This window comes from Paenibacillus sp. GCM10027627 (genome assembly GCF_042675505.1).
Lineage (GTDB): Bacteria > Bacillota > Bacilli > Paenibacillales > Paenibacillaceae > Pristimantibacillus.
Genome location: NZ_JBHTHB010000005.1, coordinates 240812 through 257550 on the forward strand (window position 1 = coordinate 240812; position 16739 = coordinate 257550).

Sequence of the window (16739 nt, forward strand, 5' to 3'; positions counted from 1 at the left end):
GAGAGCCGCATCATCATTTTCCTTGATGAAATGCGGCCCGAAGGCAAATGTTTTGAAACCGTTTTTATGGTGTGTCTTCGGTCAGCACAGGCAAAGTTCTTTTGAGCAGTTGTCGGTTTTTCGGCAGTGCGGCGAGCGCCAAACATAATGGCTTCAACTCTTCGTATGCAGGAGCGTCCATGAGCCGACCCGGCAAGCCGAATACCGCTTCCTCACGCAATTGAACCAACCGGTCGAGCTTTATCCGATCCTCTGAATCCCATATCTCGCTGACCGCAAGCGCAAACTCGCGCAAGGTGAGAACAGCTGGGTTAAGCGGCTCCAATGACGATGCAGCAACTCTTCGTCCCTCCAAGCGAGATTCCATTTGATGGGATGATCCCCAGCGCATCCTGTCCGCATGAAGATTGTCCATTCCATCCCCCGTACCATACCGAGGAAAATGTCTGCCGCGCAGCAACGCAAAAAGTGCGTCTGCCGCCCCGATCAGCTCTCGGCGCTGCTTTTCCGATGCGGCCAATAGAGCCGCTCGCGATTTGGTTCGCCGCGATAGAGGCTCCACCAAGTCGGCAAGCTGCACCTCAGCTATAGCCGATCCAATCTCGCCCAACTGTCCATAGACGTGCTGCGTCTCATGGAGAAGAGATCGCGCCGGGACGAAATCGTCGCCCGCTGCTCCGAGCCTCGGCGCAACCGTGGCAAGCTCCGCGCACGCCTTGCGGTACCGCCGCAGCGCAAGCGCAAGCCGCAGCCGCTTGCGCTGCGCAAATGCAACAGCGGCGCAAGCGGCTGCGAGCGCCGCGCACAAGGCGGCTGCCGCTGCCGCAGGGGCAGCCGCGGCAGCTTCCGCGGCGTCCGACGCGCCGCGCGACAGCCCGCGCGCGAAGCGCGCTATAGCGGCGGCGCCGACCTCCGCCGCCGCCTCCATCCGTTCGGCGAGGCCCGCATCGCTCGCCTCGCCTCCCGGCCGCGCGGCCGCGCCAGCTTCCGCGGCCGCCGCTTCTGCTCCGCCGCCAGACATCGCGGCTGCGGCAACGGCTTCTCCGCCGGAGAACCCCGGCGTCGGATCGAACGGCACCCAGCCTGCGCCTGGGAAGTAGACTTCGACCCAGGCGTGCGCGTCCGAATTTTTCACTTCGTACAACGAGGCATCGCCGGCTAACGTAATTCCAAGCTTCTTTGCAGCCGCTCCCTCACCATCTGGGGCAGGCGTTCCAGATGCAAATCCTTTCACCCACCTCGCCGGAATCCCTTCTGCGCGCAGCATGACGACCATCGCGGTAGAGAAGTGGACGCAATAGCCGCTTTTTTGCTCGAACAAGAAATGATCGACAAAATCCGCTCCTGCGGGAGGCGGCTCGCTGGCTGTTTTTGAATACGCATACGCAGATTCCAAATATTGCTCAATCGCTTTGACCCGGTCATAGCGGCTCGTTACGCCGCCTCCGGACACTTCAGCGGCCAGTGCGGCAACTCTAGGCGGCAGCGATTCCGGCAGCTGCAAAAAAGGCTCCAGCTCCGCTTCCGTCCAAGCATCCCTCGCATCGCTCCTATTCGAGGATACGAAACCTCCTCTTCCATCCAGCGACCGCAATACATCGGCATCCGCAACCGGGAGTCGGCTCTTCACGGAGTAGCTTTCCAGCTTAACCGTTTCGGTATGAGCATAGAGCGTGCCCGAAGTGGCATTTTCCAAGTAGCTTCCGAGCTTCCGTCTAGGATCGGCGGCAACGATTTCCGTCGCCCTTCCGCCTTGTCCAGACATCAGCAGAGGCATCGCCGCTCTGGGCATCTCCCATAACACAGTCTGAGAAATCCACTGCTGCTCAGGCGATGCGGCAGCTTCGAGAACACTTTCTTTTCCACCGCCTGCTTCATTCCCGCCTTCCATTTCTTCAACCGCAGCTGTCGCACCATCGGAACTTATCGGCAGCAAAGTCAAGCCGCTTATGGAATGGCTCCAGCCTCTCCCGTCGTATACCGACTTCGTTTCGCCACGCCAGTACGCTTTGACAGGGGAATATCCCCAAAACGCTGTCGTATCGTCATCGGCTATCGCCCCGCCAAGCTCCGTATCGTCAAAGCCGTATCCTGTAAGCGAGCTACCAAGCTGCTCTCCCCGCATGCTTTGCACCGTAGTTGTACTGGCACCGCTTCCCCATGAAGATACCTCTTGACTGAGCTGTTCCGAAAAAGCAGCCGTCCATTTCGCTGGGGGCAGCTCGCTTTCCTTCCCGCTGGAGAGGAGCAGAGACAACCCCACAACGGTTACAGTGAGAAATAATGCTCCTCCTAGCCATTTGCCGCCGGACTGCTTCATTTTCATGGCGCTTGCATCCATAATGCGGCGTACCCGCGGAATTGATACAAGAGCGGCCAGCAGCAACCCTTCGGCCGATACTCGCAGCAAACCGCCCATCACGTCCATGCCTAACCAGACATGAAGCAAGATTAAATAAAGCAGCGTAATTCCAGCTAGACCAAGCGATGCTTGTCTTTGCCAGATCAAGGCTTGCAAGGCGGGGGCCAGCATCGCCCAGCCAACAAATAAAATAAGGGTACGCAGCTCGCCGGACATGGCCCATAGTTCGCTTGATGCGATGACCGACAATTGTTCCGCCAGCAAACCTGGAAAAGCGGTTAGCCACTGTATAGCGCTCCCCTCTCCTTTAAACAGCCACGCTAGACTAAACAAAACGAGCAAAGTATGGACGAGCAGCGATACTGCCCCGTTCAATCGGAACAGTCCTACGGTCATAATACATGCGATCACCGTCAGCAAAGGTCCGATATGATAAACAGCCGACCATTGTCCGGAATCGCTCCAGGGCAGTAGCCATTCCGCCAACAGTCCGAACAGCAGAACGGATGTTGCGAGGCGATACAGCGGCAGTTCTTCGGCTCTCCTCCCTCTTTTATCCCAAAGCATAAGCCCCCTCCTCTCCGCCCGTAGAAGCGTGGGCATCTGGACGGTTTGCCACATGCGCCCAGCGAACCCGGATGCCGGCTTGCGACAGCAGCCGCTCCTGCTCGCGCATGGCGAAAGTAAGCACAGCGCTTTGAACAAAAAGATGAAGCTCCAAAACAATTCCCTTCACTGAAAACCGTTCCGCTATCCCGTTCCAGCGCTGCGTATTTTGCCAATCCCCCGTAAATATCGCGATTGTCCCTTTCGACAAGCCGGAGAGCTCCCTCTCCAAAACGGTGCCCAGCACATCCCCCTCTTTAGTTGAATGGATGGAAGCCGCTGACACTGCCAGCTCTTCCAGCCGTTCCAGCAGCTCCTTGCCGGAGGCGCCGCTCAGCCGATGCGTCCACTCATCCGTAGCCGCCGTCGTTTCTCCTCCGCTCACCGCGGCTTCGTAAACAGAGTGGAGCGCCCCTCTTATACAGGCGTCGAATAAACGATTCTCTTCTCCATAAGGAGGGCCGTACCTGTCGATCAAAACGAGGCTGTGCCGAGGCGACCCGCCCGAGCGGATTTTCGTATAAAAACCTCGTCCCCGAGCGGCGGCGCGGAAATCAAGATGGCGAATCGGATCGCCGTCCCGATAAGGCCTCGTTTCAAAGCCGTGTCCGGCTTGTCCATGGGGAACCGTCTCCAGCTCAGCCTCCCAATCTGAGCTAGCCGTCCAATCGTTTGAGTGGCTATAGCTCGAAAGGTTCGAAGCTCGATCAAGCATCCTTTTGCCATCCGGCCCCTCTTTCGAAAACGATGGAACTACGGCAAACTGGGTGGCTAGAGGAAAAGTGCGAGTAACGGCGGTCAGTCCTAACCAATCTCCGAATGTCACTTCAACAGTCTCAAGCCGGTATATGCCTCGCGACAAGCCCTTAAGCGCATACTCCAACGTCACCTTCCGACTGAACATCGGGACAAACAAAGTGCGGTATTCCACAGTTCTTTCCTTTACGCCGCATTCATTTACGGCGCATTCCCGAACGGCACCCCACAAAAAAGGAATCGGCCATTTGCGGGTTAACGAGAGGCTGATGCAAACCTCTCCTCCTTCCTCCGCCACAGCGGAAGAGGGGGCTCGCTCCGCCGTTAGCCCTCTTGCTGCCCAAAGCGGCAGTCCGATACTAGGCAAAGCAATACCCGCTAGCAGAGCAAAGAAAAACCACTCCACAGCTCCGCCTCTTGCTACTACGGAGACAGCGGCTGCGGCGAATGCAATCGCGATCAGCGCCCAAGCGGTTCTGCGAGTGCGGTAACGAGTTTGCTCCCTCATCGCTTGGCCTCTTTCCTAGATAAGCCAACCGACAACTCCGCCGGGAAAGGCGTCTCCCTTACCGCTTTTCGAATAACGGAAACCGCATCCGCACCTCTCAGCCCGGCGCCTCCTCGCAAGGACAGCCGATGGGCAAGCACAGCTTCAGAGGTTGCAAGCAAATCGTCCGGGATCACATAGCTTCGTCCCTCGACATAAGCAAAGGCTTGAGCAGATCGCAGCCAATCTCTTAATGCGCGGGGACTGAGGCCAAGCGTGACATCCGCAGAACGTCTTGTCGCCTCCGCTGCCGCAACCATGTATTGAAACAACGCGGGGTGGACATGGTTCTGCCGCGCTTCCGCTTGCATTTGCAGCCACTCTCCCACGGAAATAACCGGCCTGAGCCTATCCGGCTCCACCCTCCTGCCCAATGCGTACTGCTCCAGCAGCCGCTTCTCCTGATCCGGGTCGGGGTAGCCGATGGACAACCGCATCATGAACCGGTCGAGCTGAGCTTCCGGCAAATCGCTCGTCCCCTCAAAGCTAAGCGGATTTTGCGTCGCAATGAGCATAAACGGAACGGGCAGCCGCCTCGTCTTGCCCTCCACTGTAATGCGCCCCTCCTCCATAGCCTCAAGCAAAGCGGATTGGGTGCGCGGCGACGCGCGGTTTATTTCATCCGCCAACACCACATTCGCCATGATGGGACCGGGCCGGTAAACAAGCTCATGGCTCCGGGCTTCCAGCACCATTCCACCGATGACATCGGCAGGCAGCATATCGGACGTAAACTGAATTCGCTTGAACTCTCCTCCCACCGTTCGGGCGAACGCTTGAGCCAGCATCGTTTTCCCTACTCCCGGCACGTCTTCAAGCAGCACATGTCCGCCTGCAAGCAAAGCGGCAAGCGTCCGTTTAATCGTTTCTTGCTTGCCTAGCAGCACGCTTTCTACCTTTGCCAGCAAACGCCTCAGAAGCACCTCCGGCGCTTCCGGCCACTGATGAGCCCTCGGCGTGCGTCCGTCCTCATGCTCATGCTCCGGTTCTAGAAATTGGGGATTGATCATCGAATTTTCGCCTCCTGAAAAATAAATCTATCTACTTTTCAGTGTCCCCAGCTTTTCCGCCCTTTAGACCTGCTAGATTCCTTGCCCGGCCTCGCATAATAGGCTCTAGCGCTATTCCAGCCAAACCTCTCTGCGCTCTTTGGAATACACATAGTCTTTAACAGCGACTCCAAGCTCGCCAAGCGTCGCCCTAAGCGGAACGTCTATTCCACCTTCTTCCGCTTGCCCGTCCGTCTCGCCGCTCACATTGGCAGGCGGAGCATCGGCCATCCAAAACAGCTTTTTGCCAAGCAAAGTCGCTTCCACTACGCCAGTCGATTCGTCAAGCTCCGCTTCCCCGCCCAGCCACTGGGCAAATGGTTTAAGAGAAACATGAATGGAACCGTTTAATAAACGATAGCTTCCAGCGTCAAATACGATTTGCTCGTCTCCCCAATGAACCGTTAAGTCCGGCTCTTGAAGGGAGACGGCCTGACGCGCGCCGCTTCGGTCGAGAGAGGCGCCAAAACGAACGAGCGGCTCCGTTTGCTCCTCGGTTACAGGCCCCCTGCTCCATTTCGACTTGGAGGCCAGTCGGAACTGCATCGGCTGAACCTCTTCGCTTAATGTTTCGAAACGATATCCAAGTTTTTTATAGTAATGAATGATAGACGGCAGCGCCTTGACCGACTCTTCATGACCTACGCCGTCATGCAGCAGCACATTAAGCGTATCCGCAAGCTTGGAATGTTTAATCGTATTTACAATGTCGGCTGCCGGAACTCCGATCCTTTTGGAATCCCCGCTATCTACATTCCAGTCGTGCACCCGGTATCCGCTAGCCTCAAGCGCATCGAAATAACCTTGATCGAAGTTGCCGTGTGTTCCGCCGGGAGCTCTAAGAAGCGTTGTGCGAATGCCCGTTGCGTTGAAAATGGCGTTATCCGTTTTTATGACTTGCTCTACGAAACCGGAGAAGCTCCCATAAAGACGCTCGTACTTATGATCATAGGTATGATTGCCTATGGAATGTCCTTCTTCGATCATTCGCTTTGCCAGCTTCGGATTGCGCTCCACTTGCTCGCCAAGCACAAAAAAAGTCGCTTTGATCCCTTCTTTTTTCAAAATATCGAGCACTTCGGGAGTCCGTTTGCTAGGACCGTCGTCGAAGGTTAAATAAACGACTTTTTGCGAATCCGCGGCGGCTCGTGCGGGCGCTTCCGCACTGTCTGCAGCGGCGCCTATCGGCGTTGCCCCTCCGCCCCTTTGCTGCGAACCGGCAGTAATCGAGCTTTTTTCGGTTTCCTCGTTTGCATCGCCAAACAGCGGCTGAGTTTCGACTTGATAGGCCACGACGGCTTCCGACAAGACCGCCGGATTGTCGCGAGCCGCTTCTCCTTTGTACAGCATGCTTCCTCCAAACTCCATAACGCCAAACCACAAAACAGCTGCACAAATCGAAGCTTGTACCACTCGCCGCATCGCCATAGCCACCCTTCTCTATCATCCAAAGTTTGCAACGGATTCAATTTGGTAGAGTATATGAAACTTTACTCTATGAAATGACAACGCCGTTCATCTTTTATGGCGTAAAAAAAATCTCAACCCCAAATAAAAAAAGGATATCCCCAGCCATCGAAATGACCGTGAATATCCCTTTGAATTGCTCTGCACAAATTGGTTAACCTTTAAGGCTTTTAACGGCATCAAGCACTTCGCCGGCATGGCCCTTTACTTTCACCTTGCGCCATTCCCGGACGAGATTGCCTTTGGCGTCAATGAGGAAAGTGGAGCGCACGATGCCCATATATTCGCGTCCGTACAGCTTTTTGAGCTGCCATACGCCATAGAGCTCGCAGACTTTGTTGCCTTCATCAGAGAGCAGCAAATACGGCAAATCTTTCTTTTCGATAAAGTTCCGATGGGACTTCACGCTGTCGCCGCTAATTCCGAGCACAATCGTATTATGCTCCGCAAAATCGCTGTAGGCATCTCTCATATCGCAAGCCTGTTCCGTACACGTAGGCGTCATATCCTTCGGATAAAAAAACAGAACGACATGTTTGCCCCGCAGCTCCATCAGTGAGACGACTTCCCCGTTTGAAGCCGGAAGTTTAAACTTCGGCGCCTTTCTCCCAATGGCGATCGTCATGCTCTCTTCCCTCCTTTGATTAAGATCAAGCTAACTAAGTTCGCTGCTCTCCTGCTTTAGGTTAACTTCAAGCCCGCAAAGTCCGCTGCTCTCCTGCTTTAGCTTAAGATCCCGCTCCACGGTAACGTTTCACCCCATGGTTCCAAAACGCAAGCCCGAGTCCAAATACGATGAGTCCCACTACAGGGGTGAGCAAAGCGAGCTGCGACAGATCATCCGTTTTTTTCTCCAAAAAGTAGGACGCCGGAATGACTCCGACAAACGCAAAGGGCAGCACCCACGTTAATACGAACCGGATGGCCTTGTTATAAATGTTAACAGGATAGCGGCCGTAGTTTTGAATGTTGTACATTAACGGCACGATGCCCGTCGGCGCGTCCGAATAAAACGATACCGCATTCAGCGCCGTATACAGCCCAGCGTAAATGAGGACCGCTCCCCCAATGAGGAGCGCCATAATCAGCAAGTCCATCGCTTGGAACGGCAAGCCCATTTCCGCCCAGCAATAAACCATAATGCCTGCGCCTACAAACGAGCCGATAAGCGACGGCGGGTCCACATTTTCGAATAAAACTTGGAACAGGCTATGGGCGGGACGAGTTAACACCCGGTCCATTTCCCCTTTTACAATATACCGCTCGCTGAAATTCCAAATGCTGAACAAGGTGCTGAAAAGGCCATAAGGAATCATAAAGAAGCCATAGACAAACACCACTTCGAGCTCGCTCCATCCGCCTAGCGACGGGGTATGCTGGAACACGATCAATATAAAGATCAAATTCATTCCTTGGAACAACAAATCGGAAATGACCTCAATCCAAAAATCGGCTCGATAGGTCAGCTTTGTTTTCGCATAGTTTTTAATGTATTCCCAAAATAAAGACGCGTATCTCACCCGTTACCCTCCTTGCACGAACAGACGCTTACGCGCCGAACGCCACGTCAGCCCGATAGGCAGCAGCAAAATGGCAAACCATAACGCCTGAATGCCTAGCACGCCAGCCGCTTCTTCCAGTTGCGTCCGCCCCGTAAATACGGAGCTCGGCAAATAAGTAATCGCCTGGAACGGCAGCCATTGCATAATGCCGGACAGCCACCCCGGGAAAAAGGCGATCGGCACAACGACGCCGGAGAACAGGTCTACCATCACCCTCTTCATCCGCATCATTCCCTCATTGTTTTCCACAAAAAAGGCGAACAGCCCTGTCAAAATGTTGAGCTGCGAATTAATCAAAAAGCTGAAAAACAGCATTACAAAATAAATGAGCCATACGACGGGGTCTGTAGGCAGAGAAACCGGAAAGATCAAACAAACGATCCCAAGTCCCGGCACCATAAACAGAATAAAACGGAACAATCCCTCTCCCAGCCCCTGCATCATTTTCACCAGCAAATACGAATACGGACGAATGAGCTGAACGGCAACGCTGCCGTCCCGAATTTCATTGGCAATTTCCCTGTCTAGATTGTTGAAATAAAAAGCTCGCGCCATCCACGATACCGCAATGTAAGTCGTCATCTGGGGAACGGTAAATCCGGCAAGCGACTCTTGGCTGCCATAGATGGCCTGCCAAAGAAAGTAGTAAGCTCCAATGTTAATGGCATAAATCACAATTCCGCTATAATAATTGACCCGATAGGCGAGCATCATCAAAAAGCGGATCCGGATAAAGTCGAGATAAGCGCTCATCATGGGGTTGCCGCTTCCTTCTTGCTAGCATCGGCCGAACCCGAGCTGTAGATGCCCCGGACGATTTCGTCCGTGTTCGTTTCGAATATTTTAATATCGCGGATTTCCGCTCCGCCTACCACTCTCGCCATCGCATCCGAAACGCTCACCTCATGGGGAACGAACAGCTTGGCCGTTACATCGTTTTCCATGCTCCAGCTGACCTCAAGTCCCTCCGTGAGCGATTGCAGCTTGGCAACCGGCGTTTGAGAGGCGAATTGGAACTGGATTTCACGTCCTTTGCTCCACTTTGTTTTAAGCTCGTCCAAACCGCCATCATAAATAATCCGACCGTCGTCCAACATAATAACACGTGAGCAAAGCGCCTCGATATCCTGCAAATCATGCGTAGTCAGAAGAATTGTTGTTCCTTCTTCTCGATTCATTTGCATGAGAAAGTCGCGAATTTCCGTTTTGACAACGATATCAAGACCGATAGTCGGCTCATCCAAAAAGAGAATAGAAGGATTGTGCAGCAATGAAGCGACCAGCTCGCATCTCATCCGCTGGCCTAGGCTTAGCTTCCGCACGGGACGGTTCAGCAAATCGCCAAGCTGCAGCCTTTCTACCAGATTGTTCAACCGTTTGCGAAAATCGCTTTCCGGCACCCGGTACACTTTGCGAAGAAGCTGGAACGATTCGATGACCCCGATGTCCCACCAAAGCTGGGAGCGTTGGCCGAAGACGACGCCAATTTCGTTCACAAACTTTTCCCGGTCCCTATAAGGGACATAACCGTTCACTTTAAGCTGGCCTGATGTCGGAACCAAAATGCCGGTCAGCATCTTGATCGTTGTCGACTTACCTGCTCCGTTCTCGCCTATGTAACCGCAAATTTCCCCTTGTGGGATTTGAAAAGAAATATCTTTGACCGCTCTCACTTCGCTATACTCTCGCTTGAACAGGTCTTTAAGCGCGCCCGACAGGCCCTCGCGATTTCTCTGCACGCGGAAGTCTTTGCGCAAATCCTTTACATCCATAGCCAGCATGCTGTTGTCAGCTCCTCTCGCTTCGACATTTCCTGGGAAATAGCGACCGAATCGTCCTCTAAATGATAAAACTTGCAACGAGTCGGTCATGAGCTTTATAATTTTATGATATGTAATCATACATCAGTTATCTCGATGCGTAAACTGCGGGACAAGCTGCGCAGCTGGATACGGGAACCTCAATTTAGGCGTACTTTGAAAGGAGACCAACGAACGCAATGCGTACACGGTCAAGCGAGCCAACAAAAAAGAAATCAAAATGGAAATGGGTCATTATAAGTGCGTCTATCCTCCTTGCGCTCATCATTACGGCGGCAGTCGTATGGGGCGCGGGCGTTATAAACGAATTGGACAGTTTCCAAAAGAAGCCCGAGAACTCAATCTTTAAGGACATCAAACCGGAAAATACCGTTGAGGTTCCGAAATGGGAAGGCAAAGAACGCGTCAACATTTTGCTGCTGGGCGGAGATGCGCGTGACGCTCAAGAAGGAGAAATCGCCCGTTCCGACTCCATTATGGTCGCTTCCTTCGATCCCGTAACAAAAAAGGCCCATCTGTTCTCGGTACTCCGCGATACGTATGGACCAATCGAAGGTCATGGGGAAGGCCGCATCAATTCCGCCGCCACCATCGGAGGTCCAACGCTCGCGATGAAAACAGTCGGCGATTTGCTTGGCCTCGAAATTCAGTATTACGTCTATACTGACTTTGAAGGCTTTAAAGCTCTAATCGACACGATCGGCGGCATCTACTTTGATGTCGAGAAGGACATGCGCTACACGGACAATGCCGACAAAAACCGTTACGACATCGACCTCAAGAAGGGCTATCAGCTGCTAGACGGCGACAAAGCGCTTCAGTACGTCCGCTTCCGTCACGATGCCTTGAGCGATTACACAAGAACGGAGCGCCAGCGCAACTTCTTGAAAGCCGTAGCCAAAGAACTTCAATCGACTTGGAATTTGATTCGGATGAAAGAAATTTTGGAGAGCGTCTCCCCGTATATCGAAACAAACTTGAGCGTCAATGACATGCTCAAGCTCGGTCAACTGGGAGTTGAAAGCCATGTTGGCGGAACAGCGCAAATTCCTCCAATGGAGCTGGTTAGCGAAGAACAGCGCGGCGGCGCTTCCGTTATCGGAATTCGCGACCACGACGCCTTGCTCGGATTTGTACAGGAAACGTTGTCGAAGGACGAAACGGTTCCAGTTCCTTCGGAATCGCCAAGCCCCGACAGCACGGATGCGAGCAGCAACGGCGGAAGCTCGAGCAGCTATAACAGCTCCAGCAGTTCTAGCCAGTCGAGCAGCAGCTTTAACAGCTCCAGCAGTTCTAGCAGATAGGGCGGGTCCCGAAGCGTTTTCCTGCCCCATTTACGCACCATTATCGGAAGGTCCCACAAGCCGCGAGTGGCCTGCGGGACCTTTTTTATGCCGCAAGATGTACTTAAGACTTTAAAATTCATCTATTTTTGAAAGGAACCTTTTAAAATGACTACACAAAGACCTACTTCCGAATCGCTATACAGCGAAGCTCTTCAACATATCGTAGGAGGCGTCAACAGCCCGTCCCGCTCGTTCAAAGCGGTTGGCGGCGGAGCTCCCGTCTTTATGAAACGTGCGGAAGGCGCTTATTTCTGGGACGTGGACGACAACCGCTACATCGATTATTTGGCCGCTTACGGCCCTATCATTACAGGCCACGCCCATCCGCATATTACGGAAGCGATTGTGCAAGCCGCACGCAACGGCGTGCTGTACGGCACTCCTACCGAACTCGAAATCAAATTGGCCCGCATGATGAAAGAAGCGATTCCTTCCCTCGATAAGGTTCGTTTTGTCAACTCGGGAACGGAAGCCGTCATGACGACGATTCGCGTAGCTAGAGCCTATACCAAGCGCAACAAAATCATTAAGTTTGCCGGCTGCTACCACGGCCATTCCGATCTCGTTCTCGTTGCGGCGGGCTCCGGCCCATCGACGCTTGGCATTCCCGACAGCGCGGGTATTCCAACCAGCATCGCCCATGAAGTCATTACCGTTCCATTCAACGACCTTGAGGCGCTTGCGGAAGCGTTGCAGCGTTGGGGCGACGATACAGCTGCCGTAATGGTTGAGCCGATTGTCGGCAACTTCGGTATGGTCATGCCTCATGAAGGCTTTTTGGAAGGCCTTTGCAAGTTGACGAGAGAAGCAGGAGCGCTTGTCATTTATGACGAAGTCATCAGCGCATTCCGCTTCCATTACGGTGCCGCGCAAACGTACGGCGTATTTGCCGACCACTCAGCCATTGAGCCGGATTTGACCGCACTGGGCAAAATTATTGGCGGCGGCCTTCCTATCGGCGCTTACGGCGGACGCCGCGAAATTATGGAGCAGGTCGCTCCGCTTGGACCGGCCTACCAGGCTGGCACGATGGCAGGCAATCCGGCCTCCATCTCCGCAGGCATCGCCTGTCTGGAAGTACTTCAGCAGCCGGGCATTTACGATCGCATGGACGCTTTGGCGACGAAGCTTGCAAACGGCCTGCGCGAAGCAGCGGCAAGCAACGGCATTCCGCTTACCATTAACCAAATTCGAGGCTCCTTCTCCGCCCATTTCTGCGATCATCCCGTCACCAACTATGACGAAGCGCAAAATACGGACGGCGAAAGATTCGGCAAGTTTTTCCGGCTCATGTTGGATCAAGGCATTAACCTCGCTCCGTCCAAATACGAAGCCTGGTTTTTCACCATCGCTCACACGGAAGAAGACATTGAAGCTACGCTGCAAGCGGCACGCCTCGCGATGGCTAAACTATAATAGGACTAGGAGTGTCTGCGATGAGCTTAGTGACCACCCGTTTTTCGGAGCAGGGCGATATGGGGGCTCTAGTCGACTTAAACAATAAGGTTTGGCATGACGGCAATGCTCCCGCTCCCCTCCACTGGGAAAGCCCTGAGGAATATGCCAGCATCAGTCCGCCGGGAAGTCAAATCGTTGCCGTGCTGGAGAACGAGCTTTGCGGATTCCTCAGCTTGAGGCAGCCGCTCAAGATGCTTCCTTCCAATTCTCATGTGCTGGAAATCGTCATTGCCGTTGACGACAGGTTTAGAGGCTTAGGAATCGGCATGAAGCTGCTGGAGGCGGCAGAGAATTGGGGAAAAGAGAACGGCAAACGCAAAATGTCGCTCCGCGTCATGTCGACGAATGAAGCTGCGATTGCCTTTTATCAAAAGTTCGGTTTTGAGGAGCAAGGGCGGCTGGTCGAAGAGTTTTGCATCAACGGCCGGTACGTAGACGATATTTTGATGTATAAATGGATTTAAACTAGAGATAGATTTACACAGAAAAACGGCCGTCAGAACGGAGTGTTGGCACTCCTCTGGCGGCCGTTTTTGTTGGTTTCTTTTGTTGGTTTCGTCTGTTAAGGTTTTCGGTTTCAATCGTTTTCGCTTTTTTATGTTTTCGCTTTTTTATGTTTTCGCTTTTTTATGCTTCCGCTTCTTATCGTTTTTAATCTCTATCGTTTTCACTTTTACGGATCGATATTTTCCCGCCCTTATGCCGGGTAATCCATTACAATAAGCCTATCGTCTGCTGAGGTCGGAGCACCGCGTCCATCCCGATTGTTTGTAATAAAATATAACTTGCCGTCCCTCAGCTTCACATCGCGGATGCGGCCTTCTCCTTTATGCAGCACTTCCATTTTTCCGGTTTCCGGCGTATAGCGGTAAATGGCTTCCCCTCGCAGGGCGGCGATGACCAGCCTGCCTTCCTTGTCCGCAACAGTACCGGAAGGAGCGATCGCTTCATCTCCCGTATGATAAATCGGCGCGGTCATTCCCTCGCCCCGCTCATCGCCGATAAGCAGCGGCCAACCGTAATTAAGCCCCGGCTCCAAACGGTTTATTTCATCATGCCCTCCCGGCCTGCCGGACGGTCCATGCTCCGTGCTGTACATCGTACCATCGGCGGTCCATGCAAGACCCTGAGGATTTCGATGACCATAGGAAAATACGTATGAGCCAGAAATCGGGTTGTTTTCCGGCACTTCGCCGTTCAATCCCATCCTTAGTACCTTCCCCGCTAGGCTGCTCCGATTCTGCGATCTCCCTTCCTCCATAGCGTCGCCAGTTGTCACATAGAGGTATCCGTCAGTCCCAAACGCCATTCGGCCGCCATTATGGTAAAGATCTCCCGGTATTTCCTCCAGCAGCGCCTTTTGCTCCGTCCACTCCTTACCGGCCTGCTTCAAAACTACAACTCGATTCAAAACCGTGCCATTCTCTAAGTACGTATGGTAGGCGTAGGCTTGTCCGGTCGTTTCAAAATCGGGCGCGAGCAGCAATCCCAAAAAGCCGCCTTCTCCCTCGTGATGTACCGCCTTGGACAATTGTACCGTCTCCCGCTCCAGCTTGCCGTCCTCGATCCGCACAATCGCGCCTTCCCGCTCGCTCAAATAAATCGTCTCCCCGGCGAACTCGATCGACCACGGAATGGAAAGGCCTGTGCCCAATACTTGATAAGGTTCAGAGGATGACGCCGGACTCTCCGTTTGAACCGCTGTGGCGCTAGCAGTCGCTTGCGGCGCCGTTCCCTTTTCCCCATTTGCATTGTTTGACGGATGGACCGCACCTGATTCCTTTCCTTCGCAAGCAGACAGAAGAAGAGCCGTGCATGCCGCTACCGCCGCCAATTTCATATACTGCCTGTTTTTCATAGCCAAACCTCCTCCTTTTGATCAAAATGAATTCTATTGAAAAAAGGACAACTTCGCTGCGCTAATGCGCCTCTTACGTTGTCCTCTTCGCTGTTAAGCCTGTATTTTATTATTGCTAACGGTCTCCTTACGATTTCGCAAGCGCTTGCAGAAACTCATCGTGAATGCCGTTATTTGTTGCCACAACATCCCTGACGCCTAAAGTATACGGAGCTCCTTTGCTGTCGGTAACCCGCCCTCCAGACTCCTGAATAAGCAAGGAACCCGCCGCCATATCCCAGCTGTTAAGTCCCACTTCCCAAAATCCGGTCAAACGGCCCGCTGCCACATAGGCCATATGAAGCGCTGCCGAACCCGCAATTCTTAAATTGCGCACTTGCGGCGCTATCGAAGCTATTTCTTTCAGATTGCGAGGCAAGGCATGTTGACTATCTGCCGGAAGCCCGGTAGCGATAAGACTTTCTCTCAATGCGGCGTCCGTTGAAACGGCCATTTTTTTGCCATGTACGTATGCGCCTTTTCCCTTCTCCGCTACAAAAAGCTCGTCCTTAATCGGGTCATACACAACTCCGACTATAATTTCACCTTTGTAGGCAAGCGCTATGGACACGCAAAAAAACGGAAAGCCGTGCACAAAGTTGGTTGTGCCGTCAATCGGATCGACAATCCATAAGTATTCCGCATCGCTTGCATCAGCAAGCGCCTTGGCCGAAGCTTCCGCTCCTGGCTCTACGCCTTCTTCTCCCAAAAAGGAATGGTGGGGAAAATGAGTCCCTATCAATTTGCGAATGAGCCTCTCGGACCCCTTGTCCACTTCCGTGACAAGATCATGCGCCGATTGCTTTATTTCAAGTTTGGCATGATTGCCAAGCTTCGTTGTAATCCATTCCCCCGCTTTCGCCGCGCAATTGATGGCGACTGCGGTAAAGCTTTTGCCCCCTACGACGAAGCCGTTCGTTCCGTCATCCACGCTTGATCACATCCTTGATTGTATTAGTGGCTGGAATAGCTTTATCGATACTTATCTTATTGTAATACGGCCAAACCCGTTCCAAGTTTCGCGCAGAACAAGCGTATGTCCCGCTACAGATCACGAAAACCTTGGACGATTAAGCGAATCGCGAGCACAAACAACGTCACTCTAAGCAACCATAAGAGCCCTTTCCCGCTCATGCGGACGGCGATCCATGCTCCCAGCTTGCCACCCACCCATGCCCCCGGTATAAGGGCGAGCGCCAGCAGCCAATTGATTTCCCCGAGAGCGATATGCATGCCGCCTCCCAAAATGGACGATAAAAAAATGATGAACATGGAAGTGGCGGACGCCACATGCGGCGGAAACCGAAACAGCAAAACCATTAGAGGCACAAACAGCGAACCTCCCCCGATGCCGAACAATCCTGAGATTAAACCTACCCCAAATCCAATCGCAAGCGCCGGCCATAGACCATAGCTGTATGTATACTGATCTCCCGTAGCGATCTTAATCGTGCGGACGATCGGCCATTGTTTCGTAAACGGTTTCAAATAATCTCGGGCAATGAGCAAACCAGCCATAAGCAGCATAAAAAAACCAAATGCAAGCTGAAATGTCCCGCCTTTCAAATAGCCCGTAGCCACCGATCCGATCATGGCGGCCGGTCCGCTTGTAATAAAGAACAGCCAAGCGCTGCGGAAATCGACGAGCCCTTTCTTTTTGTAGGAAAGGGTTGACGCTAGTGCCGTAACGACCAGCACGGTAAGAGAAATGCCAACCGCCGTCGCATGATCAACGGGTTCTCCGATCAAAGCCGGCGCAAACAGCAGCAAAGCGGGGACGATAATGATGCCCCCGCCAAGTCCGACAATGCTACCGAACATGGCTGCGACAACACCAAGAAGCACAAGCAAAATCCATTCCATCGTCGT

At 53.2% G+C, this 16739-nt stretch carries 14 protein-coding genes; 3 read left to right on the forward strand and 11 right to left on the reverse strand.

Going from position 1 to position 16739, the window contains the following annotated elements; genetic code table 11:
• Positions 1 to 64: 64 nt before the first annotated feature.
• From ACFQZE_RS18530 to ACFQZE_RS18565, 8 genes are all read right to left on the reverse strand, one after another.
• On the reverse strand, positions 65 to 2929 hold the full coding sequence (locus tag ACFQZE_RS18530; RefSeq protein ID WP_379359726.1) for a transglutaminase-like domain-containing protein: 2865 nt from the start codon (positions 2927 to 2929) through the stop codon (positions 65 to 67).
• A complete protein-coding gene (locus ACFQZE_RS18535; protein WP_379359728.1) occupies positions 2916 to 4232 on the reverse strand; it encodes a DUF58 domain-containing protein in 1317 nt (438 codons plus the stop codon). Before ACFQZE_RS18535 ends, ACFQZE_RS18530 begins: the two co-directional genes overlap by 14 nt.
• Positions 4229 to 5281 (reverse strand): AAA family ATPase, encoded by a 1053-nt coding sequence (locus ACFQZE_RS18540; RefSeq protein ID WP_379359730.1) that lies wholly within the window; start codon positions 5279 to 5281, stop codon positions 4229 to 4231. Before ACFQZE_RS18540 ends, ACFQZE_RS18535 begins: the two co-directional genes overlap by 4 nt.
• 111 nt (positions 5282 to 5392) lie before the next feature.
• Entirely contained in the window at positions 5393 to 6742 is a 1350-nt protein-coding gene (locus ACFQZE_RS18545; RefSeq protein ID WP_379359732.1) for a polysaccharide deacetylase family protein, read from the reverse strand.
• Between the two features lie 199 nt (positions 6743 to 6941).
• Positions 6942 to 7412 carry a thioredoxin-dependent thiol peroxidase gene (gene bcp / locus ACFQZE_RS18550; protein ID WP_379359734.1) on the reverse strand — a complete coding sequence of 157 codons (471 nt, stop codon included), beginning with the start codon at positions 7410 to 7412 and terminating at the stop codon, positions 6942 to 6944.
• A gap of 103 nt (positions 7413 to 7515) precedes the next feature.
• A complete protein-coding gene (locus ACFQZE_RS18555) occupies positions 7516 to 8307 on the reverse strand; it encodes an ABC transporter permease (protein WP_379359736.1) in 792 nt (263 codons plus the stop codon).
• Positions 8308 to 8310: 3 nt separating this feature from the next.
• The gene (locus ACFQZE_RS18560) at positions 8311 to 9105 is read right to left on the reverse strand and encodes an ABC transporter permease (protein WP_379359738.1); all 795 of its coding nucleotides are present in this window, start codon (positions 9103 to 9105) and stop codon (positions 8311 to 8313) included.
• Positions 9102 to 10130: an ABC transporter ATP-binding protein gene (locus tag ACFQZE_RS18565; RefSeq protein ID WP_379359740.1), complete on the reverse strand. Its 1029-nt coding sequence runs from the start codon at positions 10128 to 10130 to the stop codon at positions 9102 to 9104. The genes ACFQZE_RS18560 and ACFQZE_RS18565 overlap by 4 nt, the downstream gene beginning before the upstream one ends.
• Positions 10131 to 10348: 218 nt before the next feature.
• Between ACFQZE_RS18565 and ACFQZE_RS18570 the strand changes: the two genes are divergently transcribed.
• From ACFQZE_RS18570 to ACFQZE_RS18580, 3 genes are all read left to right on the forward strand, one after another.
• Positions 10349 to 11473, forward strand: a complete 1125-nt coding sequence (locus ACFQZE_RS18570) for an LCP family protein (RefSeq protein ID WP_379359742.1) — start codon at positions 10349 to 10351, stop codon at positions 11471 to 11473.
• 147 nt (positions 11474 to 11620) lie between these two features.
• Positions 11621 to 12931, forward strand: coding sequence for a glutamate-1-semialdehyde 2,1-aminomutase (locus ACFQZE_RS18575; RefSeq protein WP_379359744.1), 1311 nt, complete (start codon positions 11621 to 11623; stop codon positions 12929 to 12931).
• A gap of 20 nt (positions 12932 to 12951) precedes the next feature.
• Entirely contained in the window at positions 12952 to 13437 is a 486-nt protein-coding gene (locus ACFQZE_RS18580) for a GNAT family N-acetyltransferase (protein ID WP_379359747.1), read from the forward strand.
• Positions 13438 to 13670: 233 nt separating this feature from the next.
• On the opposite strand, the gene ACFQZE_RS18585 is transcribed toward ACFQZE_RS18580, so the two are convergent.
• From ACFQZE_RS18585 to ACFQZE_RS18595, 3 genes are all read right to left on the reverse strand, one after another.
• Positions 13671 to 14831 carry a PQQ-dependent sugar dehydrogenase gene (locus tag ACFQZE_RS18585; protein ID WP_379359749.1) on the reverse strand — a complete coding sequence of 387 codons (1161 nt, stop codon included), beginning with the start codon at positions 14829 to 14831 and terminating at the stop codon, positions 13671 to 13673.
• Positions 14832 to 14958: 127 nt separating this feature from the next.
• Positions 14959 to 15801 carry an inositol monophosphatase family protein gene (locus ACFQZE_RS18590; protein ID WP_379359751.1) on the reverse strand — a complete coding sequence of 281 codons (843 nt, stop codon included), beginning with the start codon at positions 15799 to 15801 and terminating at the stop codon, positions 14959 to 14961.
• 113 nt (positions 15802 to 15914) lie between these two features.
• Positions 15915 to 16733 (reverse strand): sulfite exporter TauE/SafE family protein, encoded by an 819-nt coding sequence (locus ACFQZE_RS18595; RefSeq protein WP_379359753.1) that lies wholly within the window; start codon positions 16731 to 16733, stop codon positions 15915 to 15917.
• Between the last annotated feature and the right edge of the window lie 6 nt (positions 16734 to 16739).

Excerpts from the sequence above, each read along its gene's own strand:
- ACFQZE_RS18530 (WP_379359726.1), bottom strand. The coding sequence starts at position 2,929 with ATGCTTTGGGATAAAAGAGGGAGGAGAGCCGAAGAACTGCCGCTGTAT.
- ACFQZE_RS18535 (WP_379359728.1), bottom strand. The coding sequence starts at position 4,232 with ATGAGGGAGCAAACTCGTTACCGCACTCGCAGAACCGCTTGGGCGCTG.
- ACFQZE_RS18540 (WP_379359730.1), bottom strand. The coding sequence starts at position 5,281 with ATGATCAATCCCCAATTTCTAGAACCGGAGCATGAGCATGAGGACGGA.
- ACFQZE_RS18545 (WP_379359732.1), bottom strand. The coding sequence starts at position 6,742 with ATGCGGCGAGTGGTACAAGCTTCGATTTGTGCAGCTGTTTTGTGGTTT.
- bcp (WP_379359734.1), bottom strand. The coding sequence starts at position 7,412 with ATGACGATCGCCATTGGGAGAAAGGCGCCGAAGTTTAAACTTCCGGCT.
- ACFQZE_RS18560 (WP_379359738.1), bottom strand. The coding sequence starts at position 9,105 with ATGATGAGCGCTTATCTCGACTTTATCCGGATCCGCTTTTTGATGATG.
- ACFQZE_RS18565 (WP_379359740.1), bottom strand. The coding sequence starts at position 10,130 with ATGCTGGCTATGGATGTAAAGGATTTGCGCAAAGACTTCCGCGTGCAG.
- ACFQZE_RS18570 (WP_379359742.1), top strand. The coding sequence starts at position 10,349 with ATGCGTACACGGTCAAGCGAGCCAACAAAAAAGAAATCAAAATGGAAA.
- ACFQZE_RS18575 (WP_379359744.1), top strand. The coding sequence starts at position 11,621 with ATGACTACACAAAGACCTACTTCCGAATCGCTATACAGCGAAGCTCTT.
- ACFQZE_RS18580 (WP_379359747.1), top strand. The coding sequence starts at position 12,952 with ATGAGCTTAGTGACCACCCGTTTTTCGGAGCAGGGCGATATGGGGGCT.
- ACFQZE_RS18585 (WP_379359749.1), bottom strand. The coding sequence starts at position 14,831 with ATGAAAAACAGGCAGTATATGAAATTGGCGGCGGTAGCGGCATGCACG.
- ACFQZE_RS18595 (WP_379359753.1), bottom strand. The coding sequence starts at position 16,733 with ATGGAATGGATTTTGCTTGTGCTTCTTGGTGTTGTCGCAGCCATGTTC.